The sequence below is a fragment of the Ignavibacteriales bacterium genome (genome assembly GCA_016709765.1).
Taxonomy (GTDB): domain Bacteria; phylum Bacteroidota; class Ignavibacteria; order Ignavibacteriales; family Ignavibacteriaceae; genus IGN3.
Map to the genome: position 1 here is coordinate 690,086 of JADJMD010000012.1, position 26,426 is coordinate 716,511.

Below are 26,426 nucleotides of genomic sequence, written 5' to 3' on the forward strand. Positions count from 1 at the left end.
TTTGAAATATAATTCTACCACTTTAATTCTTTTGCCTTGATAATTGCATACACAACATCATTAATAATTTTAACTGGATAAGAATCCAATCCTATTGCCCCCGTAGGCTGTTTTCCTGTTTTTAAATTAAACATCCAACCATGTGCAGGACATACAACACAATCACTCTCAATAAATCCATCATAAATAACTGAAGTATGCTGATGTGGACAATTGTTATTTAGGATAAATACTTCTCCATTCACATTAAAGACGGCAATATCAACATCATTAACTAAAAATCTTTTACCTTTATTTTCTGTTAACTCCGAAACCGTACAAACTCTTGTATATCCATCTTCCATTTATTCAAAATCCTTAAAAACTTTATCTTGAACAATTCCTTTTTCTGAATGTTTAACTGTTGCTAAAGCAAATTCAGGATCATGATCAAAATACAATTGCCAGTTTTCATCAGCAGCTAATTGCAAATATTTTTTCTTTTCCTGTACTGTAATCATCGGCTGTAAATCATAACCCATCACATATGGAATCCTAATTTGAGAAACGAAAGGCATTAAATCTGCGCAATATAAAATCGTGTTTAAGGAATCAGAAATTTTTATCATTTGTTGGGCGAATGTATGACCGTTTATTATTCTGAAAGAAATATTATCATCAAAATCTATTTCGCCATCCACAAGATTTAGAACTCCCTCTTTAACTAGAGGTTCAAAATTATCTTTGATATAGCTTCCTCTATCACGATCAGAAGGATTCATCGCCCATTCAAAATTTTTCTTTTGCACACGATATTTTGCATTCGGAAAAGAAGGAAGAAGTTTTCCGTTTTCAATTTTAGTTGATCCGCCTGTGTGATCGAAATGAAGATGAGTTAATAAAACGTCAGTAATGTCTTCGGGTTTTACTCCATTAAGTTCAAGAACTTTTTCAAGGCTAAGTTTGGGATCAATACGATAAATATTTTTTGACTTTTCATCCCATTTATTTCCCATACCTGTATCAATTAAAATTTTTTTATCATCGCTTACTAATAACAAATTTCGTGTTGCTAGCGTAACCCGATTTTGTTCATCAGCTGGATTTGTTTTTTCCCAGAGCGGTTTGGGAATAATCCCAAACATTGCACCGCCATCCAGTCCGATAAATCCGGAAAGGATTGTTTTTAATTTATATTTTCCAATTTGCATAATTGTTATCTTATTGAAATGTAAGTGGAAAGTTAAAAAAGAAATGTGTAAGCTGAAAAAGGGTCTATAACAGATGGGCGGAATAATGATTCCGCCCGCAAAAAATCTATCTCCCTATTCCATCCAAATAATCTTTTCGTTTTAACAAAGTATCAACGTCCTCAACATGTTCTGGATCGGGAACACAGCAATCAACAGGACAAACTGCCGCACACTGTGGTTCATCGTGGAATCCTTTACATTCTGTACATTTATCTGGAACAATGTAGAAAAAATCAGAAGAATAAAAGGTTGTAGCTCCTGAGGGGGCAGCATCACCACTACCATAATGAGTTCCTGCTAATTCCCAATCAACACCGCCTTCATAAATAGCTGTATTAGGACATTCAGGCTCACAAGCACCACAGTTGATACATTCTTCCGTTATCTTTATTGCCATAATTTTTCTCCTTAAATAAATATCAATATGAGTAAATAATTTTATAAACGTGTATGCAGTTTATAAAATATCGGGCTATTCTTCAAGGTACAAGTTAAAAAAGTTGATTTTCGTTTAAAATTACCAGCTTCCGCTTGCGCCACCACCACCAAAAGAACCACCTCCGCCACTGAAACCGCCACTACTTCCCCCCCAACTACTGCTGCCACTTGACCAGCCGCCTGAATTAGTACCGGTTCTATAAACTCCACCAGGAACAAACGGACCGCCACCTCTAATGAATATAAAAATGACAATCAAAATGATCACAAAAATTATAAATGGAAACCCGGAATCTTCATCACTTTCATCAGCTACATACTCGCCCCCAATTGCAGCAATAATTGCATTAATTCCATCATTAATTCCAGAATAATAATCATCATTCCTAAACTGGGGTCTAATAACATTTCTGATAATTGAACTGGCAATCGCATCGGGAACAGCGCCTTCTAATCCATAACCAACTTCAATTCTTAATTGCCTATCGTCTTTTGCAATAAGAAGTAAAATTCCATTATCATTTTTTTTTGTACCGATTTTATTTTTAGTAGCCGTTTCCTCTGCGAGCATTTCTATAGGATAGCCTTCGAGAGATGGGATCATTAATAGGATTACTTGGTTTGAAGTAGTATCTGCATAAGATTTTAACCTGATATTCAAAACACTTATTTCAGATTGACTAAGTGTATTTGTTAAATCAGTTGCCCACATTGTAAGCTTTGGTATTTCCGGCTGCCCAAATGCAGCTGTTGCAAAGACTAAAATAATCGCAAAGTATAATTTCATTTTTAGAATTCTACTTTGGGTGGAGTATCGGCACCTTGAATTGCTTTAAAATATTGTTTTTCACCAAAGCCAAACATTCCTGCTAACATTGATGCTGGAAATCTTTTAATTGTAGTATTGTATTGCTGAACAACTTCATTAAACTTTTTGCGCTCTACTGAAATCCTGTTCTCTGTTCCTTCTAACTGAGCTTGAAGCTGTAAGAAATTTTCATTGGCTTTTAATTGTGGATAATTTTCAACGGTAACAAGTAAGCGAGAAAGTGCACCACTTAATTCACCTTGTAAGGATTGAAATTTAGCAAACGCTTGCGGATCGTTTAGAACTTCTGGTGTAATGTTGAATTGGCTAACCTTTGCGCGTGCTTCTGTTACTTTTGTTAATACATCTTTTTCAAAATCGGCATAACCTTTAACAGTATTTACAAGATTTGGAATAAGATCGGCACGACGCTGATATTGATTTTCCACCTGAGCCCATTGTTGTATAACTGACTGATCTAGAGAAACCATATTATTGTAAGAACTAATTCCCCAGGAAACGAGAAGCGCAATACCAAGAAGAACTACTCCTCCAACGGCGCAACCAATCATCATACTTTTGTTTTTCATGAACCCTCCTAAACTAATAATAAGTGGAGATTTACTGCCTAATTGATTCAATTAATTAGCAATTAAAATATAATATTTAATCAAAGAAAAAACTTGTATTAATTTTAGTTTTATTTATGGTCGCTCACCTGCAAAATCTGATTCCAAATATTTTAAAGCTTTATTAGATATTAGCAGATTTTTCTGAACCGCAAATTTTTCAGCATTTTGGGTATTACCGGAATAAAATCTCAACCACAAAAAATTTCCCACCATAACTCCATCAAATACTCTATCCTCAACAAATGAGTTAATAGTTAGGTATCCAAATAGAATGTTCCAACCAAGTGATAATGCACCGCTTATATATTCTCCCGTATAAAACTGTCCAAAACCGGGAATAATGTATGAACTGTATTTAGCAAAATTTTTATTGTAAAAATCCTCATCAACAGATTTGCATAATTTAGCAAGGGTAGTATCAAGATTATTTTCACTAAAGATTTGATAAGCATCTTCCCATTGATCAGAAAAGATACAATTCCATCCAACCCAATATTTGATTTCATTCTCTTTAGAAATGAATTTTGGATCTATTAATAAATCAGTAAGGATTCTATCCGCTTGTTTAGATGTTCGGCGTAATATATTTGTTCTTGCACTTAGAATATTTGCAATGAAATATTCATCATCATTAGCTGCATTTATTTCAGCAAGAGTAAAGAACTTTGCAGCCTCATCAAATTTAGATCCTGCCTTGTAAGATTTGCCAATTAATAGATTTGACTTGAATGAGAATAGATTTTCACTATCAAAGAACTGCAAACGTTTTAATTCTGTTACTGCATCAAAATATTTTTCTTGATTGAATAAATCATTTGCATATTCAAATTGCTGCTGTAATGAACTTTGCGCAAGCGCATTTGAAATCAAGACAATAACAATCAGAAATATTTTATTATTTACAGAAATCATAAGCTGGTGCAAAATAATTTTTTTCCTGTAAGAACAATTTTACTCCTTTATCAAACTCAAAATTAACTCTTGCGTTAAATATTTGTGCTGAGGCAATTGAGCCGTAAACATTTCCAGAATAAAATCCAGCTCCAAGCATAGTAAATATCCAAGCTCTTGTTGTATGATCATGTTCAAAATTGGTATAAGCCAAATACGAGAATAAACCTGTCAAGATGAAAGCTGTTATTCCGTCGCTATAGTTTTCTGTATATATTTTACCTGCACCAGGAACAATTGCCGAAAGAATTCCAGCCAATACTTCGCTTTTGTACGGTGGATATTTTTTCAAATCATAGAAATTGGATAGTGTTTCTTTTTCTTGATCAGCAAATGGAATTAAGAATTTTTCCTTTTCAATAAGTTCATCTCTGACTAGTAATAGTGAAGTGTTTTTTAACATATAAGCATTATTGGAATAGATTGAACTTGAATTTATTATCAAGTCTACAGATTTATAAAAAATCGAATCAATATTTATCAGAAATAGTGATTTAAGTTTTTCGATTTTACTAGCTTCATAAAATTCGGATGTTGCTTTAATTAAACTGAATTTTCTAACAGCATTCGTCTGATCATTTATTAATGAGTATCCAAGTGCAATTTTGAAATTAGTAGAATCGTCATCAAAGGATTTAAGATATTTTTCATACTCATCAATCGATCGCAAATAATCTTTTTCACAAAATAAAAAATCAGCAAATAGTTTTATGTTTTGTGGTGATTGAAAATCAATTTGTTGAGAAAAGATTTGAATGGAAATAATTATAATTGAGAGAAATAATTTATTAATCATTCATTTACAAAAGTGTTAGCAGGAATTATCTTAATTTTTTCTTTATCCAAAGTGTAAAGTGTTATTGGATCATAAAAATGATTTTTCTTAAAAATCGGATAATGTTTGTGTCTTTCAAAAATATTTGTATCTCGTGTAAACCTGTCAAAGAACATGACAACACCCTGTAACATATTTGTTTCATTAATAGAGCGAACAAGAAAACTTGAACAGGATGGTTGGAACGGACAGTTAGCACCGTCAACATCAGAGATAAAAAACCAGTATGCATTTATAATAGGCTTTACAATCACATCTGAAATTGAATTGATTGAAAGATCATAATCACGTTCTAAATAATAATCTTTGATTTGATAGGCTGGGTTAGATTTTTCCCATCTAACCCAATCTGTTTGAGCATAATAACTGAATTGAAATAAAAATATTATCAGAAAGAAATATTTTTTATTTATCATCAAGTAAAGCTCTTGCAATTACTACTTTTTGAATTTCCGAGGTTCCTTCATAAATTTCTGTGATTTTGGAATCACGTAAATATCTTTCCACCAGATACTCACGCACATAACCGTAGCCACCATGAATTTGAATTGCATCAAGTGCATTTTGTACAGAAATTTTTGAAGCATAAAGTTTTGCCATGGCAGCCTCTTTAAAGTAAGGTTTACCGGCATCTTTAAGTGCCGCAGCTTTAAATGTTAGCATTTTTGCTGCATCAACTTTCACAGCCATATCAGAAAGCATAAATTGAATTGCCTGAAAATTTGAAATGGTCTGTCCGAAAGCTTTCCTTTCTTTTGCGTATTTAATAGCAGCGTCTAAAGATGCTTCAGCAATTCCAACCGCTTGTGATGCAATACCAATTCTACCACCGTTAAGTGTATTCATTGCAAAGTTAAATCCTTTGCCCTCTTCCCACACAATATTTTCTTTTGGAACTCTGCAATTCTGGAAAGTAAGTGAACAAGTATCAGAGCTTCTGATTCCAAGTTTATCTTCTTTAACACCATGCTCAAAACCTGGAGCTCCTTTTTCAACAAGAAAGGTTGATATTCCCTTGTGTGCAAGTTCTTTGTTTGTTGTTGCCATAACTAAATAATAGTCGGCAGTTGTTCCATTTGTTATCCAATTCTTAATTCCATTTAAAGAAAAATGACCTCCGTCTTTATCTGCCATAGTTCTTTGCTTTGTTGCATCACTACCGGCTTCTGGTTCTGATAGAGCAAATGCACCAAGTTTTTCACCTTTTGCAAGTGGAACCAGATATTTTTGTTTAATAAAATCCGATCCATATTTTTCTAATCCATAACACACTAATGAGTTGTTAACCGACATTATTACACCAAGACTAGCATCCACTTTTGAAATTTCAATCATAGCTAAAACATAACTTAATGTATCTAATCCGGCACCACCGTAATCAGGCGAAACCATCATTCCCATAAATCCAAGTTCTCCCATCTTCTTTACAATATCATAAGGAAACTCTGCAGCGATATCCCGTTTTACAGCAGAAGGAGCAATTTCATTTACCGCAAAATCTCTTGCGGATTCTTGTATCATTAAATGATCTTCGTTTAAATCGAAATTCATCATTAATCCTTTTTTAATTTTGATAAAAACCTGTTAATTTTAACCCTGTGGATTTGAGGGTTTATTTTATATCAAAAATAAAGCAATAATCCTTATGTATCAATCGGGAGATGATTGTTAATACGCTGATTAAATTTTTTTTTTGACAAATCTTATTTCTAGTGTGCAAAAATGATTGAACAAAGTACAACTGAGGATTCGGTTAGCAAAACCATGCTTAAGGGTTTAACCCTTAAAGAATTAAAAGACTTCTTTACTGTCGCGGATGAAAAGAGATTTAGAGGTGATCAAGTATTTGAATGGATTTATGGGCACATGGCTGCAAGTTTTGATGAGATGTCCACTATCCCAAACTATCTTAGAAAAAAACTTAACCTTTACTGCGAGCTAAATACTCTTACATTAGTTTCTGCAACTCAATCTCAAAAAAGCGGTACAAGAAAATATTTATTTAAAACCCACGATGATCTTATTATTGAATCCGTAATCATTCCAGAACCTAAAAGAATAACGCTATGTATTTCTACCCAAGTTGGGTGCCCGCTTGATTGTCAATTTTGTGCTACCGGTTTGATGGGTTATAAAAGAAATCTTTCATCGGGCGAAATAATCGATCAATTTCTTATGGCTTCTGCCGATTATGGCAAAAATAAAATTTCTAATATCGTTTATATGGGTATGGGCGAACCTCTTTTAAATTATGCAAATACTCTCAAAACCCTTCAAATATTTGCCGAAGGAAAAACTAAAGATATTAGTTTAAGACGAATTACTGTTTCAACTGCCGGTATTGCACCAAAAATTATTGAACTAGCCGATAGCGGATTAAAAGTAAAATTAGCATTTTCACTTCATTCAATGTTCGAGGAAACCCGAAATAAAATAATGCCAATCAATAAAAAATATTCTCTGGCTGAAAATCTTGAGGCAGTTAGATATTATGCAAAACAGACTGATACCAGCATAACATTTGAATATGTTATGTTAAAAGATATTAATGATAGAGATGATGATCTTAAAGCACTTACAAGATTGTGCAAATCAATTCCAAGTAAAATTAATGTTATTCCATTCAATTCAATTGCGCACATGAACCCCACCGGACTAGCCAATGAATTAGAGCCATCTCAAAAGTTTCGTGTGGATGATTTCGTAAATACGCTTAGAAATAATGACATAATAGTTATGGTAAGATATACTCAAGGTGATGATATTGCCGCAGCTTGCGGTCAGTTAGCCTATAAGTTCGAACAAAAACAATCATTAGATGCGTAAGCTTACCCACGATGAAATTTCTGCAAACAGAAGTTCACTTGATAAAATTCATACTGTAAAAAAACTTCCGGTTTATGTTTTATTAAATTCAATCAGAAGCTCTTATAATGTTGGCTCGATATTCAGGACTTCTGATGGAGCAATGATTGAGAAACTTATTCTTTGCGGCTATACTCCTCATCCGCCAATCGATGAAGAAAATAAAGGGAATAAAGATGTACTCAAAACTGCGCTCGGATCTACGCAAAGCGTAAAATGGGAATACACAAAAAACGCAGTTGAAGCTGTAAAAAAAATCAAATCTGAAGGAATAAAAATCTGCGCGTTGGAATTAACTGAAAATAGCAAACCATATTATAGCCTAACCAAAAATAATTTTCCAATTTGCATTGTTGTAGGAAATGAAATAACCGGCGTTTCCCAAGAAGTTTTAGATTTATGTGATTACTCAATTGAAATTCCACAATACGGAATTAAACAATCTTTAAACGTTGCAGTAGCTTATGGGGTTGCGATTTTTGAATTGAGAAAAATTTTTGATCAGAATAGATAGAATTTACATCGCAGCAGTAAAAAACTCTTCCCCATTATCTTTAGTGTGAATCATAAGTAAATTTGCGCGCACCATTTTAACTAATGTTCGTGAGGCTCTTCTTTCCGAAATGTTTACAAGTTTACTTAATTCTTTAACGTTAATCCTTTCAACTTTAGAAAGATATTCAAAAACAGTTTTTTCAGTTGGGCCAAGAACATATTTTTTTAATGCAGTTCGATTTGATTGAGCACGCAAAATTCTAATCATTTCTTTGCTTGCTTGAACACTTTTATCATTAACACGAATGGGAACTACAGCTGTTGTAATATCAAGATCTGATTGATAATCCTGAATACGATGTGGTTTATTATTGGATTCCGGAATATTAACAATTACAATTTCTTTGCTGTCAATTTCTCTGTATTCAATTGAATAATCAAGCGGTGGTTCGCAGTAATTTAAAGCGGCATCTTTTACAAGTTCTGTTGTTTCTTTTTCGCTTTCAACACCCACAATTTTTTTATCATCATCAACCCCAAACAAAACACAACCCCCTTTTGTATTTGCAAATGCTATCATCTCCCTTGCAATTTTATCGTGAGTTGAAAATTTTCTCTTAAACTCACACTGAATATTCTCCCCTTCTTCAATCAAATCTAAAAGTTCTCTATATCGCATATTAGCACAAAATTATCGGAGAAAAATCAATTAAAGTGTTTACGCGGATCCCAAAGTGGTTCTAATTTCTTTTTAGTTTGCGTAATATTTTGATTTGTTGGTTTTAGTAATTCATTTTGGTTAGCTAAAACTAAATTATCATCCCCTTCCTCAATTTTTCCTGTTTCATTAAAAACTGCATTTACCAGATATTCATTCTCAAGATCAGTACTATCGGATACCATTAAAGTTGAATCTGGCTTAACACTAATCAAAGCGTTCAAACTGTCTTGCAATGCTTTTTGTATTCTTGCCTTTTCTTGTTTGTAGGTTGAAACTTTTTGTGAAATCTTTTTAATATATACGGTAGTTGGATATTTTGCGATTAAAGTATCATAAACAGTAGCCGCCGAATCAAGCAGATACAAATCATTTTCCAAAATATATGCAGAAGCGTATAATGCTTGTGGAGCAAAAATTGATTTTGGATATTTAGTATAAATATTAAAAAATTGATTTACAGATTTTCCATAATCACCGGCAAGCATTAGATCTTCTGCAGAGGCATAAGAATCTTTTGCAGGGTCATAATTAAAATCAATTAAAGGTAACTCTAATTTGTTAGCTGCAGCGTTAACGATACTCTTATCCTTATAATTATCATAAATAATCTGGAATAAACTATCTGCTCTTTGCTTTTTATTAACAGTCAAATAATAGCTGCCCATGGCGTACAATGTATTTGGATAATATCTTGTGTTAAAATATTCTTCCAGGTTTTTATTATATAGGTTATAAGCTGAATCAGGCACATAAAACTCTGTTAAAAAAAGATTTCCCAGTTCCAGATTATTTTTTGCAATTATTGTTTTTGCCGAATCTATCGGTATTGATAATCGTTTTGGAGGATTTCCCTTGAATTTGAGAGTATCAAGTCTTAATTGACCTTGATTTCGTAAATTTAATATTTCCTTATTCTTTTGCTCATTCGTAGCAGCAATTCTTTTTTGATTTGTAAATTCGAGCAGCCTGCTCATCAACCCGGTTGTATCAAAAGATGAAACTTCACCAATTAGTACTAGACTATCCACTTTTGCAACACTATCTTTTACAAAAATGGAATCTTTAATAAAAGAAGAATCAATTATGGATGCTGAGGTATCAACCGAACTACCTTTCCAAAGATCTTCAATTTCTTTTTGAGCAAGAAAATCTTCTAGAATCTTTAATGAGTCTGCCAGATATTCGGAAGAATCCTTTGCAAATATTTCCAGGTTTTGCGAATAATAAAGCTGCTTATCGAGGCTGTTGATTTCACTGCGTAACTTGGTGTATTTAGTAAACAGTTGATTATTACTTTTTGCTCGGTCAACATACTCTTTTGGTGGATTTGAAATTGCCGACTTCGAAAAATAATATCCGGCACTATCATAATTTAAAAACTTTGTTCTGTATAGTTCACCCATTTCAAAATTTGAAGCGGAAGCAAATGGAGTGTTTTTATATGTTGTGTCCACCATTCTAAATTGATCCATTGCTCTATTAAATTCACCGAGTTGAACTAATGTTTTTCCTATCTCAAGGTCAATCTCATTATAAGAGTTAAGATATTTGTCTTGATTTCGAATATCTTCAAATACTTCTAGTGCTTTTTGTATTTGCCCGCCATCGCGTAAAGCATCTGCATATTTAATTGTTGCACTAATCTCTAAATCAAAATCAGGTGAGTAATCAAAAACCTTTTCATATGCTAAAATTGCATTCTCGTTTTCACCAATAGTTGTATATAGATTTCCTAACTCAAAGTATATTTGGGCCCGCATTACATCATTGTCATAAACCTCAGCAAATTCATTTGCAAGCGATATAGCTCTTGAATAATCTTTTTCTCTAAGTCTATATTTAATTTCTTGAATGTATGAATCCTTTACTAAATCATCATAACCTTCTTCAATAGATTTAGTGCGCATTTCTTCTATAATTTTAAGGGCTTGGGAAATATCTCTTAACTCAAAAGAATTTTTTGCAATCCAAAGTGTAGTTTCTGTTATCGTTTCATCATCATCAACATCAGTAGCTAGAAGTTCTTCAAATTTTCTTTTAGATTTTTGATAATTACCTTGATAATAGAACGATTTGCCAAGCATCATCAATGCTTCATCAACATAAGCAGAAGATGAATAAAACTGTAAAAGTTTCGAACTTTTTTCAACAACTTTAACTAATGTAGTTCTTGCATTACCAGGCAATACCAAAGGTTCGTTTGAAAAAAGATCACGTTTTTGTGAGAGGATTTCGTTCTCTGCCTCTTCAAAAAGAGATGCCGTGTTAAAATAAAGATTAAAGTAGGTGGTAAAATTATCCCACACTGAGCATCCACTTAGAAAAAGCAGAAGAAATATTGTAGCTGCAAGTTTACTGGTTTTGTCTCTAAAAATCATAGTTTAAGCTATTAAACCTTAGGAAAAAGAAAAAGGCATTTTTTTTCTACAAAGCCTGGCTGCCGGATTCTTCGGTTCTAATCCTTATTACATCCTTAACGTCGGAAATAAATATTTTCCCATCCCCAACCTGCCCTGTTTTCGCCGTTCGAAGTATTGCATCGATAACTTTATCAAGCAAAGTGTCATCTACAACAATTTCAATTTTTATTTTAGGAATAAATTCAATCTGGTATTCACTACCTCGGTAAGTTTCGGTATGTCCTTTTTGTCTTCCGTATCCTCTAACTTCAGAAATTGTTAACCCTTTTATGCCCTCTTCCACTAATGCTTCTTTAACTTCATCAAGTTTAAAGGGACGAATAATTGCTTCAATTTTTTTCATAGCTGGCTCCGTTATGATTTGCCATGACATTGTTTATATTTTTTACCGCTTCCACAAGGGCAAGGATCATTGCGCCCGATTTTTTCTTCAACTCTGATCGTCTGAACTTTACCTTCAGCATTAGTTTGTGGCGGTCGATTTGATAATCCAATGTTTTCTGTACTTTGTTTACTCTCCATCATCCTGATCGGCGCAGTTCTTCTTCTCTGAACTTCTTCTGCCGCTTGTGGAAAGAATTTAAATGCAAAAGAAACTGATTCATTTCTTATTTGAGTTAAAAGTTCAACAAATAATTTAAATGCTTCACCTTTGTATTCGATTAAGGGATCTTTTTGTCCATATGCTCTTAATCCTATACCCTCTTTTAGATCATCCATTTCACGAAGATGCTCTTTCCATTTATGATCAAGCACGCTAAGTACAGCATATCTTTCTAATCTCGCCATCAATTCGGAGCCAAGCATTTCTTCTTTTCGTTTATAAAAATCCTGTGCTGCAACTACAACTCGATTTTTAACACCCTCAATTCCAAGATTTTCAAATTCTTCAGAATCAAGTTTAATATCCACAAGTAAACTTTGAAGAATCTGTTCTTTAATAGCAGAAACGTTTACATCTTCAAAATTTTTATCAACAATTTCGCTAACCATTTCGTCCATGAGATCAAGAAGTTCGCTCTTTAATCTATCGCCCTGCAAAGCTTTTTCTCTTCTGGAATAGATAACTTCACGCTGAGAGTTCATAGTGTTATCGTATTCCAATAATCTTTTTCTTATAGCAAAGTTATTTTCTTCAACTTTTTTCTGAGCACGTTCAACAGATTTACTAATCATAGGATGCTGAATTACTTCGCCCTCTTTAATTCCAATTCGCTCCATCACAGAAGAAATTCTATCACTTCCAAATAATCTCATCAGATCATCTTCAAGTGAAAGATAAAACTTAGAAGTTCCAGGATCTCCCTGTCTTCCTGCTCGACCTCTCAACTGTCTATCAATTCGTCTTGATTCATGTCTTTCAGTTCCAAGGATATAAAGACCGCCTTTATCAACAACACCTGCGCCTAATTTAATATCTGTACCTCTACCAGCCATATTTGTAGCTATTGTAACAGCACTTAATTCGCCCGCGTGCTGAACAACCTCTGCTTCACGCTGATGCTGCTTTGCATTAAGAACATTGTGTTGAACACCTTTACGTTTAAGCATTCTGCTTAATGTTTCCGAAACTTCGACGGAAGTTGTACCAACAAGAACAGGTCGACCTTCTTTTTTTAGAGTTTCAATTTGCTCAATTATCGCGTTGTACTTTTCGCGCTTGGTTTTATAAACTGCATCATCCTGGTCATCTCTTGCAATAGGCCTGTTAGTTGGGATAACCACAACTTCTAATTTATAGATTTCAAAAAACTCCCCTTCTTCAGTTTCAGCGGTTCCGGTCATACCGGCAAGCTTGTTGTACATTCTAAAATAATTCTGAAGAGTAATTGTTGCTAGAGTTTGAGAATCTCTTTCTACTTTTACATTTTCTTTAGCCTCAATTGCCTGATGTAAACCATCACTATACCGTCTGCCGGGTAAAACACGACCGGTAAATTCATCAACGATTGCAATCTTTCCTTCATCAGTTACAACATATTCATCATCTTTTTCAAATAGAGTATAAGCTTTTAACAATTGATTGAGAGTGTGAATTCTATCGCTTGCCTCAGAATACTTTTTATAAAGCACATCTTTTCTTTTTACTTTTTCTTCAAGTGACATTTTATCATCATTTTCAAACTTACTTATTTCAAACCCAAGATCAGGCAAGACAAAGTATTCCTTTTCAAAACCGCTACCCTTTGCAAGTTCTTCTCTTCCCTTTTCAGTAAGATCAATCTGGTTACTTTTTTCATCGATGACAAAATAAAGCTCTTCATCAATGATGTGCATGTTTTTACCTTTTTCTCTAAGGTATTCCATCTCGGTACTTTGTACTAATCTTTTAGCAGATGGCTCTGAAAAAACTTTAGCAAGTTTATTACTCTTTGGTAAACCGCGCTGTGCACGGAATAATAAAACCCCTGCTTCGGTTTCATTTTTTTCACCATTCAAAAGTTCTTCCGCTTGTTGCACAAGAGAGGCAACTAAATTCTTTTGAAGTCTATATAATTTTTCAACTTTCGGTTTCATATCATTAAATTGATGATCATCCCTATCTACCGGTCCTGAAATAATAAGCGGCGTTCTTGCTTCATCAATCAAAACGGAATCTACTTCATCAACAATTGCAAAATTATGTTTACGCTGTACTTGCTGAGATAGCTCAACAGACATATTATCGCGCAAATAATCAAAACCGAATTCGTTGTTTGTTCCGTATGTGATATCGCAAGCATATTGCTGTTGGCGTTGTGCTGAATCCATCGTATTTAGTATTACACCGACTGTTAAACCATGAAATCTAAAAATTTCACCCATCCATTCACTATCACGTTTCGCAAGGTAATCGTTAACAGTTACAAGATGAACACCTCTGCCCGTTAAAGAATTAAGATACATTGGCAAAGTTGCAACAAGAGTTTTTCCTTCACCTGTACCCATTTCAGCAATCTTACCCTGATGAAGAACGATTCCGCCAATCAACTGAACATCATAAGGAACCATATCCCAATTAAGTTTATTACCCGCAACGGTCCAGCTTGTACCAACCAATTTTTGGCAAGTTGCTTTTACAACGGCATACGCTTCCGGTAAAAGCTCGTCCAGAATTTCCTCATATTCATCATTTAATTTATCTTCAAGCACATCAAGTTCATCATAAGAAGCGTTGCGATCAAATTCTTCATCAGACTGTAAACGGGTTTTGAGTTCAGTGATTTGCTTCCTTGTTTCTTCGGTATGAGATTGTATCTTTTCTTTGAATTCTAGTGTTTTATTTTTTAATTCATCGTTTGTCAGATTCTTAATAGTTTCATAATGACCATTAATTTCATCAACTATTGGCCAAATTACTTTAAGGTCTTTTTCGTGTTTATCACCAAATATTTTTTTTATCAGATTTAACATTGAACGTAAATTTCTCCTTTAGTAATTACTATTGAAAAATTAAATATAGATGTTTTGATATGCAATTTAAGAATAATTGGGGTAAGTCTTAAGAAAAAGCAAACCCTTTTATAGCACTTTTTATTGGTAAATCTTAGTGTTTATCATTAGTGTGTTTTAGAACAAAAAATCCGCAAACATCTAAATATGAAATTAAATCTAATCATCTGTACTTATTCCTTTAAAGATCAGACATTTTTTAATAATTTGATTGCAAGTAACAAATAATTATTAATATTCTAACTGAATTCGTATGAACAAAAGACTACACCTAAAATTTTTTGCGATCCTTTTTTTAATTTTCCCTTATTTTCTAAATGCTCAACAAGACAATAGAGAATTTAGAGCAACTTGGGTAATCACCTGGGAATACATTTCCTCGGGAAGTTCTGTTGAAGTTAACAAAGCTCGTATAAGAGAGATATTAGATAATCATAAAAAAGCAAATATGACTTCCGTACTTTTTCAAATACGACAAAGCGGAACAGCATATTATCAATCATCTTACGAACCGTGGGGGTATTACGCAGGATATACATATCCCGGTTTCGATCCATTGCAATACGCAATTGAAGAAGCACACAAAAGAGGTCTTGAATTACATGCATGGTTTAACTCATTTAGCGTCTCATCAACTCATGCTGGAACAATTCCGGTTGAGCACCCTGAGTGGATTTGCAGAGATCAAAACGGAAACCCGATGACATCATATATGGCAGCATCACCGGGATTGCAAGCTGTTAGAGATTATACAATTAATGTTGCAATGGAAATTGTAAGAAATTATGATATCGATGGTTTGCATCTGGATTATGTTAGATGGAATGAATACAATACAGATGATATGACTGATGCTCCATCACAACTTGAACAGGAAATCAAGCTTGATGGATCATTTTCGGATAAAACAATAAATAAATTGACTTCCACGCAGAGCACCAATCGTTTTTTATATGATGTTGAGCATCCTTTCAGTGCCGGTGTGCCTTCTGGTTTTAGCACCTGGGAAGATTGGTGGAGATGGTCGGTCACAGAATTTGTAAAAACTTTACACGATTCGATACAAACCGTAAAGCCTTGGGTTCGTTTATCACCCGCAGCATTAGGTAACTATAAATCAGGTGGTGTTAACGGCTGGAACGGTTATTATGTTGTATATCAAGATGCTGCTTTATGGTTTAACGAGGGATACATTGACCAGTTAACACCTATGCATTACCATTGGCTAACAGGTAATGATCTATTTATTGCTATATCTTCAGACTGGGAACCAAATATTCAGCAAGGCATACAAGCAAGCAGGCTCTATACTTGTGGCCCGGGGTCTTATAGGTTAGATGAAAATAATGTTTGGTCGAATCATCCAGGAATTGTCAATAGAATGCGAGATAAACAATGGGTTGATGGATTTCAGTTTTTTAGTTACGGAACTTGGGCTAGTTATGATTATTGGGATGAAGCCGGTTCTACCTTTTTTAATAAAAAAGTAAAAGTAAGAGATATAAATTTTATATCACAACCTGCTGCACAATTTATAACATTGAATCAAATTGATTCTCTTCAATATGATATTTTAGTAACTCCCGATCCATCTATTATTCATAATCAATGGTTTGCCATATACAGATCAGAAGATAACATTCTAGATGTAAATGACGATGTGATTGTTGATGTCCATTTTGGAAATTCTAATTACAACTTTATAGATACATACACTGGGTTACAAAATTTTAATGGAACATACACTTACTTTGCAACCACGTTAAATAGGTTTTGGAATGAATCTGAAATTTCAAACATCGTGGTAACGGAACCAGTTCCTTCGTTTGCACCAACTGTCGTATCAACAATTCCATTTCAAAATGGAGTGTTAAATATTTCAGATAATATTGTTATTAAATTTTCAAAAACTATGGATGTAAATTCCTTTTCAAATGCGATAACAATTACTCCAGCGGTTCAAATAAACAACTTAATCTGGAATGAAAACAATAAAACTCTCTCAATTGTAACTGAAGGACATCAGTTTCAGACAGCATATACTTTATTAATTGATTCTACAGTAAATGATATTAATGGAAGAAAACTTGATGGTGATTCGAATGGGATAGAAGGTGATCCTTTTGTTCTTAATTATCAAACCAATGAGGAAGACATAATTGGTCCACAAATAATATACAACTACCCTTCAGACAGCGATACAAGTATTGATATTGGATCAATTTTAACCCTTGCATTTGATGAAGAGGTTGATGCACAAACACTTTCTGCTGCAGATATAATGCTAATGAATCAAAGTTCACCTGTTAATTTTAGTTTTCAACATACTAATGCTGAAGATGGTAAAAGTATAATTTGCATTCAGCCGCTTAATTTATTTAGTCGCAGTACAAATTTTAACCTAACATTTAGTGGAGATATTGCTGATACTTTAGGAAATATTAGTGGAACACAATCACAAATTAATTTTACAACCTCCGGGTTATCATATAGTGAAATTAAAATGATAGATAATTTTACAGCTCCGGGCGATTGGAAGCAGCCGGATTACAGCGGATCAACAAAAGGAATTTTAGCTTCCGGAACTCATTTTGAATTTACCAGTTTAGTATATCTACCTGCTACATCACCAAAAAAATCTGCAAAGCTTACATATTTATGGGATGAAAATGCAAGTGACTTTTTAATTCGTGAATATTTAAATGGCGGCACACCACAGGCTGTTTACTTTGATACAAGTTACGTTTTACAAAGTTATATTTATGGTGATGGAAGTAACACACGTTTTAGATTTTGTATTGATGAATATACCGGTACAGCTTGGGGTGATCACGAAGTATCAAAATGGGTAACAATAGATTGGTACGGATGGAAATTGGTTGAATGGAAATTAAATGATCCTAATAGTGTAGGCATTTGGATTGGCGATGGAAATCTAACAGGTCAATATTTTAGAATTGATAGTTATCAATTAACTAAAACAACTGAAAGTTCAATCTCAGGTGCAATTTATTTTGATGATTTAAGAGCGGTTAAAAAAGTTGACGGTCTAGTAAGTATAAATGATGAACATAACATCATACCTGCACAATATATTCTCTCGCAGAATTATCCTAACCCATTTAACCCAATTACAAATATTCAATATGCACTACCAAATAGTCAATTTGTGTCACTTAAAGTTTATGATGTACTTGGTAATTCAGTTGCAACTTTGGTTGATGAGTATAAAACCGCAGGTACTTATATATTGACTTGGGACGCTTCTAACTTACCAAGCGGAGTTTATTTTTACAGATTAAAAACTGATACGTTCGAAGAATCAAAAAAGATGCTGTTCCTAAAGTAAATTGTGATTAGGACAGAAGATTTTATTCGAAAATCTTAATTGAATGAATACAATTACTCAATTGTAGTTATACTAAAGTAGATACTGTGTTTATAGATTGCTGATTATTTCAATGCTTCTTGTATAGCTTTTTCTACAAGAGGCTGCATTAAATTGTAACCCGCTAAGTTGGGATGAACACCATCCTCAGAGTATTCTTTTTTAAATCCATTCTGTTCATCAGCCATTGGAGTAAAATAATCCACGTAACAAATATTGTTTTTATTAGCATACTCTTTTATCCACTTATTCAGATTAATTATTTTTTGTGCTGGATTTAGCCCTGGTTTCCAGGGATAATCAAATACTGGAAGCACTGAACAAAGAATAACTTTTATATTGTTTACTTGTGCAATCTCAACCATAGATTCAATATTATCTTCAATCATTCCTAAGGTAGATGGGCCTGTATTGCCGGCAATGTCGTTAGTACCAGCTAAAATTACAACAACTTTTGGTTTAAGATTTACAACATCTGGTCTAAATCTAACTAACATTTGTGGAGTAGTCTGCCCGCTTATTCCTCTATTGATGTACCCATTACTATTAAAGAAATAGGAATTAAGTTCTTTCCAACCTTCAGTGATTGAGTTACCCATAAACACAACTCGGTTTTCATCCACGTCGGGTAATCTGATTCTTAAATTGTCTTGCTTGTATCTATTTAGATCCGCCCAATCGATATTCTGTGCAAGTAATGATTGATCCATAAGTATTAATGTTGATAGAATTAAAATGATAAATTGAAATAACTTCATACTGAACATTCCTCGTTAAATTCAAAAACTGTGTTTCAATTATAACAAGAATGTAATTACATTCAATAGAATTTTTATTGCAATTTATTTTTAGCCAGAAGTTATTTCATAAAAAAGGCGACTCTAAGAATCGCCTGAATTTAAAATTTAGCATTTAGAATTGAATTTTATTTTAGTAACACCATTTTCTTCGTTTCTACAAAATCACCAGCCTGTAACTTATAAATATAAGTTCCACTTGCAAGATTTAATCCATCAAAATTAACTTCATAAACTCCCGGAGTTTTTTCTTCATTAATTAAAGTAGCAACTTCCTGCCCAAGAATTGAATAAACTTTTAAAGTTGTAAACGCTGATTGTGGAATTGCATATCTTATTTTTGTGCTTGGGTTAAATGGGTTTGGGTAATTCGAATATAATGTGAAGGCTTCTGGTTTTAATCCTATTAATTCCTCATCAACACCCGTTACAGTAATAACTGCGGATGTTGAACCCCAATTTCTAGATGGGTTTTTATATCCTGCGTTAACAGTATAAGTTCCTGCTGAAGGAGCAGTCAAAATAAACGGATTGCTTGAAGTTGAATTATTAACAGCCACCACTGTACCAGATGAATTAACAAGTTCCCCACCAACCTTACTTGTTGTACCACTTACTGAAATTTGTACTTGGTTATTGCTTAGAACAGTTGCTGTTACAATTCCGGTCTGAGAGGTGTGACATCCTGAGCCACCACATCCAGCAGTTGTTCCATTGAAACCAGGTTCTGACTTTAAATTCGTCATTAAAAAAATCGACAAAATTATTAGCGAAATGAACAATAATCCTTTCATAGCAATTTCCTTTTTTGATAATAGTTGATAATTAGCAATTTTTATACCCATAAAAAGGTAAATATTTATACTATAAAGTAAGAATTTGTCAAAAAAGGGGCCAAATGCGGCGGATAAAAATACTATTAGATCGTAATTTATTCTGCTCTTTCTGTTAAAAAAGAGGCTTTCTCTTTAAGTGAATTTCATTTATTTAATGTTTCCAAAGTTCTCTATCAAGACTGCGATATTGGATTGCTTCGCTGATGTGCTGTGGTAAAATATTTTCTGAAGATTCAAGATCCGCAATTGTTCTACTAACTTTTAAAATTCTATCATAAGCCCTTGCAGAAAGTCCTAATTTTGTCATTGCCATTTTCAATAACTCTTCCCCCTGCTCATCAAGTTTACAAAAAGTTCTAACTTCTTTGGAGCCCATATCTCCATTGTTAAAAATATTTTTGTGATCTTTAAATCTTTGCAACTGTACATCACGTGCAGCGATAACACGAGTTCTAATATTCTCAGATTTTTCTCCAACAGATTTGGATGATAACTCTTTATACTTAACGGCTGGGACCTCAATATGTATATCAATTCTATCTAGCAAAGGTCCCGAAATTTTTGCCATGTATCTTTGAATCTGCGGAGGTGCGCATGTGCACTCTTTATTTGGATCTGTATAAAATCCGCAAGGACAAGGGTTCATTGCAGCGGCTAACATAAAGTTAGCAGGAAACTCCAACGATAGTTTTGAACGACTAACGGTTACTCTTGCATCTTCTAAAGGCTGTCTTAAAACTTCCAGCACATTTTTTTTGAACTCAGGGAGTTCATCCAAAAATAAAACTCCAAAATGCGCAAAAGATACTTCTCCAGGTTTTGGAAATGATCCCCCGCCAACTAATGCAGCATCACTAACTGTGTGGTGTGGGCTGCGAAATGGACGCTCTGTAATAATTGCTTTATGTTTAGGTAATATTCCCGCAATGGAATGAATCTTTGTAGTCTCCAATGCTTCATCAAATGTAAGTGGTGGAAGAATGGATGGTAATCTTTTTGCAAGCATTGTTTTACCGGAACCCGGAGGTCCGATCATTAAAATGTTATGAGCACCTGCTGCGGCAACTTCTAAAGCACGCTTAACATTTTCCTGTCCTTTAACATCAGAAAAATCGTGAAAATAAGAATTGATTGATGAAAATAAATCGTTTTTATCTGTTACTGTTTTTTCTGGTGATGATTCCTCATTCAAAAAAGCGATTACTTCTGTTAAACTCTCAAATCCATAAACATCAATTCCATCAACAATAGAAGCTTCATTTGCAGATTCTTTGGGTAGGATAATTCTTTTGATTCCCTTTTTCTTTGATTCAACCGCAATAGGAAGTGTGCCTTTGATATGACGCAACGTTCCATCTAATGATAACTCACCAAGAAATACTGAATCACTTAAAAATTTATCAGATACTAATTCTTCAGCAGCAAGGATTCCTATTGCGATTGCAAGATCAAATGAACTACCTTCTTTTTTGATATCGGCAGGGGCGAGATTGATTGTAAATTTTTTAAGAGGAAATTTTATATCGGAATTTTTGATTGCCGCAATAACTCTTTCGCGACTTTCTCTCACAGCATTATCGGGTAAGCCAACTATTATAAAACCGGGAATTTGCTTTTCTACATGTGTTTCAACTTCAACTAAATAAGCATCTATTCCGTAAGTTGCGCTAGTTAGTGTTTTGGATAACATAAATTAATCCAGAATATTTTTGGATTTTATTTTGAAAAATGAGGCAAGCAAATTTTACCCCAAGTTTTAACTACTCTTATATATAAAATAAATATTGTATTAAATAACCCTTACTTATAATTTCTTAAGAAATCGATTCTATCCTGCAATTGATCAACAGGAATTAATAATTTATCTTTTCCATATATCGCATCTTGTCTGTTTGAAAAAGCTAACTCATAATCTTTACTCATAACAATTGCTTCTTCGGGACAAACTTCTTCACAAAATCCACAGAAGATGCAGCGCAACATATTAATTTCAAATCGTTCGGGATATCTTTCCTTTTCTTTTTCAGTTTCAGCAGCCTGAACTTCTATTGCAAGAGCTGGGCAAACTCTTGAACACAATCCGCAAGCAACACATCTTTCATCCCCATTTTTTTCTTGTACGAGTACAGGTCTGCCTCGATAGGACTGTGGTGGAATAAATTTTTCTTCCGGATATTCCATTGTAAACTTTGGTTTGAACATAGTTCTTAGAGTAAGCGACATTCCTTTTACAATTTCAGGAATGTAAATCTTTTCCATAAAAGTTAAATCCTTAATTCTTTTCTTTTCGGGTATTTTATTACCTGACATCAAAACTCCTATTAATATTTTCTTTATTCACAGACAAACAATATTAAATTATAATTTAAAGATCATTATTAAAATAGCAACCCAAAGTATATTAAATAATGAGAGCGGGAACATTACCTTCCAACCTAAATTCATAAGTTGATCGTATCTAAATCTTGGAATACTCCATCTTACCCAGATGAAGAAAAATAATAGCGCCCCGACTTTTACAAAAAATCCAGAAACTTGTAAAGCAAGGACTAAACCTGAGGGCAATCCTAAGGTTTCAATGTAAGGGAATTGCCATCCACCTAAATACAAAGTTACGATTAAAGTGCTAGCAACAAGCATATTTGCATATTCAGCTAAAAAGAAAGCTGCAAATTTCATACTGCTATATTCAGTGTGATAGCCGCCAACAAGCTCCGGCTCAGCTTCAGGTAAATCAAATGGTAATCTATTTGTTTCTGCAAATGCTGAAACAAGAAAAGTAATAAATCCAATTGGCTGAATTATTGCGTTCCACAATGGAATAAAGCCTAGAATATAGCCTCCTTGTGATTCAACAATTGCCATCGGTCTTAAAGATTCTGCTAAAAGAATTACTCCACCAACTGAAAATCCCATTGAGATTTCATATGAAATCATTTGTGCGGATGAACGCACGCCGCCGAGAAGTGAATATTTGCTGCCGGATGACCACCCAGCAAAAGTTATTGCATAAACTCCAATAGATGTTAAAGCTAATATATAGAGTATTCCGATATTTACATCTGCTATAACCATTGGAATTTGATAACCCGCAATTGTTATTCCTGGTCCGATTGGAATAACCGCATAAGTTGTAAAGGCAACAAACAAAGCAATCATCGGAGCAAGTGTGTGGATTTTTTTATTTGCTACATCGGGAACAATATCTTCTTTAAATAAAAGTTTAAATACATCTGCAAAAGATTGTAGGGCCCCATGCCAGCCAACTCGATTTGGTCCTAATCGGTTTTGTGCCCATGCACTTATTTTTCTCTCAAAGTAAACAAGATAAGCTGCTGTCATTAACATCATCACAAGTACAATTACAATTCGTATTAATAAAAAATTGTAAAAGCTAATGACTGACCACAAAAAATTTAAGATTGCATCCATTAAAATTATATTCCTTATAACCTAAATTTTTACAGCAGATTTTGAATCTACTGATTTTAATTGCACACCGAGTTCGCCGAGTTCATCGTAATTTGAACCTTTAAATGATTCAATCGAATTTGTAGCATCCATAAACACTTCTTCAGCTATATTATATTTTAATTTTTGTCCCATTGCTGAAGCTAATCCAACTAATATTTTCCAGCTTGATCTCGCATCAAAATGTTTGCCTTGTGCCCAACGATCAAACTTAGTTCCAAACTTATCTAAACGACTAAGCGACATTCCTTCCAACGCACGATCAACATCAAGTGTTGCAACGGCGGGACGAATTCGCTGTGCTCTTCCGGTAAAGTTTACAAATGTTCCATTTTTCTCTGCGTAAGTCGCCGCCGGGAAAACAATATCAGCAAGTGCAGCAGTTTTATTAAAGTTTGTTGCATTAATTATTAATAAATCTAATTTTGCTAACACGTTTTCAAGTTCGGGACTATCATTTAAAATATCGTCTTCTATAATATAAAGTGCTTTTATTTTTCCTTCTCGGATTGCTTTAACAATCCCATTAAAATTAAAACCATTTTTAGACGGTGAAACACCAGCTAATTCTGCTCCTTTAGTATTTGGAGTAACATCTTTATTCCTTAAAATATCATCACCAAAAGATGGATTAATATGACGTACAAAATCTAAATGTCCCGTTCCAACAATAGATTTAGCAAACTTAGCAGCAACAAAATTATCTTCAACAGTTGCAAAAGCTGAGCCAAGTACAGCAACTTCATCTTTACTAAAAGATTTTAATTGTGATGCTGCTTTTGCAAAAGCTTCATCCCAGCCAACTTTGATCAAGCTACCTTCAACTCTAATATGCGGACCGTCAACTCTATCATCTGAGTTTACAAATTTAAATGTGTTTAATCTTCCGTGGTCGCACATCCAATAGCTGTTTACTTCTTCATTATACTTTGGAACTAATCTTAGAATTTCATTATTTCTTGTCCAAACTTCAATGTTGCAACCGCGTGCACATCCATTACAAATAGAGTTTGTATGTGCCATATCCCAAACGCGAGCTTTAAATCTAAAATCACGATTTGTTAATGCACCAACCGGACAAATATCAACAACATTAATCGAATAAGGATTATCAAGCTGTTCACCGGGAGAAGTTGTAATTGTAACTCTATCACCGCGCTGAACAAATGTAAGCTCGGGATCTTTTGCAATCTCATCACAAAATCGAATACAGCGAGAGCAAGAAATACATCTGTCTCCATCAAACATTACATGTGGACCCAGCTCCACACGTTTATCTTTATGATTTTTTGTTTCTACAAATCTACTTTCGCCTGTGCTGTGCTGATATGAATAATCTTGAAGTTTGCACTCGCCTGCTTCATCACAAATTGGGCAATCAAGTGGATGATTGATAAGAAAAAATTCCATTACGGCATTACGTGCAGAAATCGCTTTATCTGATTCCATATGCACAACCATTCCTTCTGCGGCTACAGTTGAACAAGCAATTACAAGCTTTGGCATTTTTTCAACTTCAACCAAACACATTCTGCAATTACCTGAAACAGATAATTCAGGATGCCAGCAGAAATGGGGTATTTCAATTCCATTATCTCTTGCTGCTTCAATGATGGTTTGACCTGGTTTGAACTCTATTTCTTTTCCATCAATATTAAATTTGGACATAATCTACTCTGAATTTTTAAGCTGCTTTTTTAATTAAATTATCTTTTGAACAAATAACAATTCTACTTAAAGTATTTTCATCCAAAACTTCTTTAGAAAGTTTTAATAAATCCTCAGCATTAACCGAATCTATTTTAACAAGTATTTCTTCAATCGGAATAATTTTACCGTAATGCAAAATTGAATTTGCTAATCTTATCATTCTATTAGTCGTACTTTCAAGGCTCATAAGCGTGTTGCCTTTGATGTACTCTTTAACTCTTTTTAATTCTTTTGGTTTTACTTCAATGTTTCTCAACTTTTTAAACTCACGATGAACAATTTCGTTTACCTTGTCTGCTTGTTTTTCATTTGTTGAGAAATAAACCCCAAAGCCCGAAACATCTAAATAAGAATTTAAAAAAGTATTTATTTGATAAGTCATTCCAAGTTTTTCTCTAACAGCTTGAAAAAGTCTTGATGAACTTCCATCACCAAGTAAGGTAGAAAGAACTTTTAATTTATGTCTACGCGAATCATTAAATCCATAAGTTGTTCTTCCAATTATGGTGTGAACCTGTTGAATTTCTTTATCAATTATTACTTCACTTGTTGTGGGCTTAACAAAGTTTTTTCTTTTTTGGTTAGATGTTGTTCGCTTCCCTTTAAAATATTTTTCAGCAAGCTTAACAGCTTCATCGTGTTCGATTGCACCTGAAACTGCAATCATTAAATTGTCTAATCTATAATTTGCTTTATGAAATTGATGCAGAATATTTGAGTTGTAGGAAAGAATATTTTTTTCCGTCCCGATTATCGGATAACTAAGGCTGTGTCCATTAAAAATTGATTCTTCAAACTTATCAAATATTAATTCTTCTGGATTGTCATCAATATCTTTTAACTCATCAATTACAACACCTGCTTCTTTTTTGATATGAAAATTTTTAAAAACAGGATTTTGAACCATATCAGAAAGTACAGCAAAAGTTTTCTTGAAATTTTCAGATAATCCTCTGCCGTAATAACAAGTTTGTTCTTTGGAGGTGAAAGCGTTTAAGTAACCACCATAAGATTCAATCTCATCAGAAATTTGTTTTGCGGTACGAGTTTTTGTTCCCTTAAAAAGCATATGCTCGATGAAATGTGAAATTCCATTATTGCGTAAATTTTCATCGCGAGCCCCGATATTAAACCAAAATCCAAGCGAAAAAGATTTTAAATAAGGAATGAATTCCGATACAACTTTTACACCATTTGAAAGCGTCGTTACTTTACAATTATCCACAATTTCTATCTATTAATAATGAATTAAATGAGGTTCAAATATAGATAAAGAGGTTAAGTCAATCAAGAAAGGAAAAAGAGGAATTGTTAAATATAATAGTCATTTCGAACCCGACTTTTGTCGGTGAGAAATCTTAGATAATTTACAAATTAGATTTCTCTCTTCGTTCG

Annotated in this window: 23 protein-coding genes; 3 read left to right on the forward strand and 20 right to left on the reverse strand. The window is 33.7% G+C overall.

The features are described from left to right. Nucleotides 1-14 precede the first annotated feature (14 nt). From IPJ23_08960 to IPJ23_09000, 9 genes are all read right to left on the reverse strand, one after another. Nucleotides 15-344: a nitrite reductase (NAD(P)H) small subunit gene (locus IPJ23_08960; GenBank protein MBK7630820.1), complete on the reverse strand. Its 330-nt coding sequence runs from the start codon at nt 342-344 to the stop codon at nt 15-17. After that, the gene (locus IPJ23_08965; protein MBK7630821.1) at nt 345-1,190 is read right to left on the reverse strand and encodes an MBL fold metallo-hydrolase; all 846 of its coding nucleotides are present in this window, start codon (nt 1,188-1,190) and stop codon (nt 345-347) included. 106 nt (nt 1,191-1,296) lie between these two features. Beyond that, nucleotides 1,297-1,629 (reverse strand): 4Fe-4S dicluster domain-containing protein, encoded by a 333-nt coding sequence (locus IPJ23_08970; protein ID MBK7630822.1) that lies wholly within the window; start codon nt 1,627-1,629, stop codon nt 1,297-1,299. A gap of 120 nt (nt 1,630-1,749) precedes the next feature. Continuing rightward, nucleotides 1,750-2,457 (reverse strand): TPM domain-containing protein, encoded by a 708-nt coding sequence (locus tag IPJ23_08975; GenBank protein MBK7630823.1) that lies wholly within the window; start codon nt 2,455-2,457, stop codon nt 1,750-1,752. A gap of 2 nt (nt 2,458-2,459) precedes the next feature. After that, nucleotides 2,460-3,068, reverse strand: coding sequence for a LemA family protein (locus tag IPJ23_08980; protein MBK7630824.1), 609 nt, complete (start codon nt 3,066-3,068; stop codon nt 2,460-2,462). 114 nt (nt 3,069-3,182) lie between these two features. Continuing rightward, complete coding sequence (locus tag IPJ23_08985) at nt 3,183-4,034, reverse strand: hypothetical protein (protein MBK7630825.1); 852 nt, start codon at nt 4,032-4,034, stop codon at nt 3,183-3,185. After that, nucleotides 4,006-4,857, reverse strand: a complete 852-nt coding sequence (locus IPJ23_08990) for a hypothetical protein (GenBank protein MBK7630826.1) — start codon at nt 4,855-4,857, stop codon at nt 4,006-4,008. Before IPJ23_08990 ends, IPJ23_08985 begins: the two co-directional genes overlap by 29 nt. Continuing rightward, entirely contained in the window at nt 4,854-5,312 is a 459-nt protein-coding gene (yidD, locus tag IPJ23_08995; GenBank protein ID MBK7630827.1) for a membrane protein insertion efficiency factor YidD, read from the reverse strand. Before yidD ends, IPJ23_08990 begins: the two co-directional genes overlap by 4 nt. Next, nucleotides 5,302-6,447: an acyl-CoA dehydrogenase gene (locus IPJ23_09000; protein MBK7630828.1), complete on the reverse strand. Its 1,146-nt coding sequence runs from the start codon at nt 6,445-6,447 to the stop codon at nt 5,302-5,304. The genes yidD and IPJ23_09000 overlap by 11 nt, the downstream gene beginning before the upstream one ends. Before the next feature lie 213 nt (nt 6,448-6,660). Here IPJ23_09000 and rlmN point away from each other — a divergent pair, with 213 nt between their 5' ends. Both rlmN and IPJ23_09010 read left to right on the forward strand, forming a co-directional pair. Beyond that, nucleotides 6,661-7,722 (forward strand): 23S rRNA (adenine(2503)-C(2))-methyltransferase RlmN, encoded by a 1,062-nt coding sequence (gene rlmN / locus IPJ23_09005; GenBank protein MBK7630829.1) that lies wholly within the window; start codon nt 6,661-6,663, stop codon nt 7,720-7,722. Continuing rightward, the gene (locus IPJ23_09010) at nt 7,715-8,275 is read left to right on the forward strand and encodes an RNA methyltransferase (protein MBK7630830.1); all 561 of its coding nucleotides are present in this window, start codon (nt 7,715-7,717) and stop codon (nt 8,273-8,275) included. The genes rlmN and IPJ23_09010 overlap by 8 nt, the downstream gene beginning before the upstream one ends. A 3-nt stretch (nt 8,276-8,278) precedes the next feature. Here the strand turns inward: IPJ23_09010 and IPJ23_09015 are convergent, their stop codons facing one another. Genes IPJ23_09015 through secA form a run of 4 tightly spaced genes read right to left on the reverse strand, consistent with a single transcriptional unit; the run spans nt 8,279 to nt 14,790 of the window. Continuing rightward, entirely contained in the window at nt 8,279-8,935 is a 657-nt protein-coding gene (locus IPJ23_09015; protein ID MBK7630831.1) for an ATP-binding protein, read from the reverse strand. Between the two features lie 26 nt (nt 8,936-8,961). Further along, nucleotides 8,962-11,355 carry a tetratricopeptide repeat protein gene (locus IPJ23_09020; GenBank protein ID MBK7630832.1) on the reverse strand — a complete coding sequence of 798 codons (2,394 nt, stop codon included), beginning with the start codon at nt 11,353-11,355 and terminating at the stop codon, nt 8,962-8,964. Between the two features lie 46 nt (nt 11,356-11,401). Continuing rightward, nucleotides 11,402-11,740: a P-II family nitrogen regulator gene (locus tag IPJ23_09025; protein ID MBK7630833.1), complete on the reverse strand. Its 339-nt coding sequence runs from the start codon at nt 11,738-11,740 to the stop codon at nt 11,402-11,404. An 11-nt stretch (nt 11,741-11,751) separates the two neighbouring features. Then, on the reverse strand, nt 11,752-14,790 hold the full coding sequence (secA, locus tag IPJ23_09030; protein ID MBK7630834.1) for a preprotein translocase subunit SecA: 3,039 nt from the start codon (nt 14,788-14,790) through the stop codon (nt 11,752-11,754). Between the two features lie 292 nt (nt 14,791-15,082). Here secA and IPJ23_09035 point away from each other — a divergent pair, with 292 nt between their 5' ends. Beyond that, nucleotides 15,083-18,178: a family 10 glycosylhydrolase gene (locus IPJ23_09035; protein ID MBK7630835.1), complete on the forward strand. Its 3,096-nt coding sequence runs from the start codon at nt 15,083-15,085 to the stop codon at nt 18,176-18,178. A 104-nt stretch (nt 18,179-18,282) separates the two neighbouring features. Here IPJ23_09035 and IPJ23_09040 read toward each other — a convergent pair whose 3' ends face one another. The 7 genes from IPJ23_09040 to IPJ23_09070 all read right to left on the reverse strand — a co-directional run bounded on the left by IPJ23_09040 (nt 18,283) and on the right by IPJ23_09070 (nt 26,256). Then, nucleotides 18,283-18,984 carry an SGNH/GDSL hydrolase family protein gene (locus IPJ23_09040; protein MBK7630836.1) on the reverse strand — a complete coding sequence of 234 codons (702 nt, stop codon included), beginning with the start codon at nt 18,982-18,984 and terminating at the stop codon, nt 18,283-18,285. Between the two features lie 158 nt (nt 18,985-19,142). Beyond that, entirely contained in the window at nt 19,143-19,760 is a 618-nt protein-coding gene (locus IPJ23_09045; protein ID MBK7630837.1) for a T9SS type A sorting domain-containing protein, read from the reverse strand. A 241-nt stretch (nt 19,761-20,001) separates the two neighbouring features. Next, the gene (locus tag IPJ23_09050; protein MBK7630838.1) at nt 20,002-21,540 is read right to left on the reverse strand and encodes a YifB family Mg chelatase-like AAA ATPase; all 1,539 of its coding nucleotides are present in this window, start codon (nt 21,538-21,540) and stop codon (nt 20,002-20,004) included. 110 nt (nt 21,541-21,650) lie between these two features. Further along, nucleotides 21,651-22,160 (reverse strand): NADH-quinone oxidoreductase subunit NuoI, encoded by a 510-nt coding sequence (gene nuoI, locus IPJ23_09055; protein ID MBK7630839.1) that lies wholly within the window; start codon nt 22,158-22,160, stop codon nt 21,651-21,653. 48 nt (nt 22,161-22,208) lie between these two features. Next, the gene (gene nuoH, locus IPJ23_09060; protein MBK7630840.1) at nt 22,209-23,282 is read right to left on the reverse strand and encodes an NADH-quinone oxidoreductase subunit NuoH; all 1,074 of its coding nucleotides are present in this window, start codon (nt 23,280-23,282) and stop codon (nt 22,209-22,211) included. 21 nt (nt 23,283-23,303) lie between these two features. Continuing rightward, nucleotides 23,304-24,989 (reverse strand): molybdopterin-dependent oxidoreductase, encoded by a 1,686-nt coding sequence (locus IPJ23_09065; protein ID MBK7630841.1) that lies wholly within the window; start codon nt 24,987-24,989, stop codon nt 23,304-23,306. Nucleotides 24,990-25,005: 16 nt separating this feature from the next. After that, nucleotides 25,006-26,256, reverse strand: coding sequence for an insulinase family protein (locus IPJ23_09070; GenBank protein MBK7630842.1), 1,251 nt, complete (start codon nt 26,254-26,256; stop codon nt 25,006-25,008). Nucleotides 26,257-26,426: the final 170 nt, after the last annotated feature.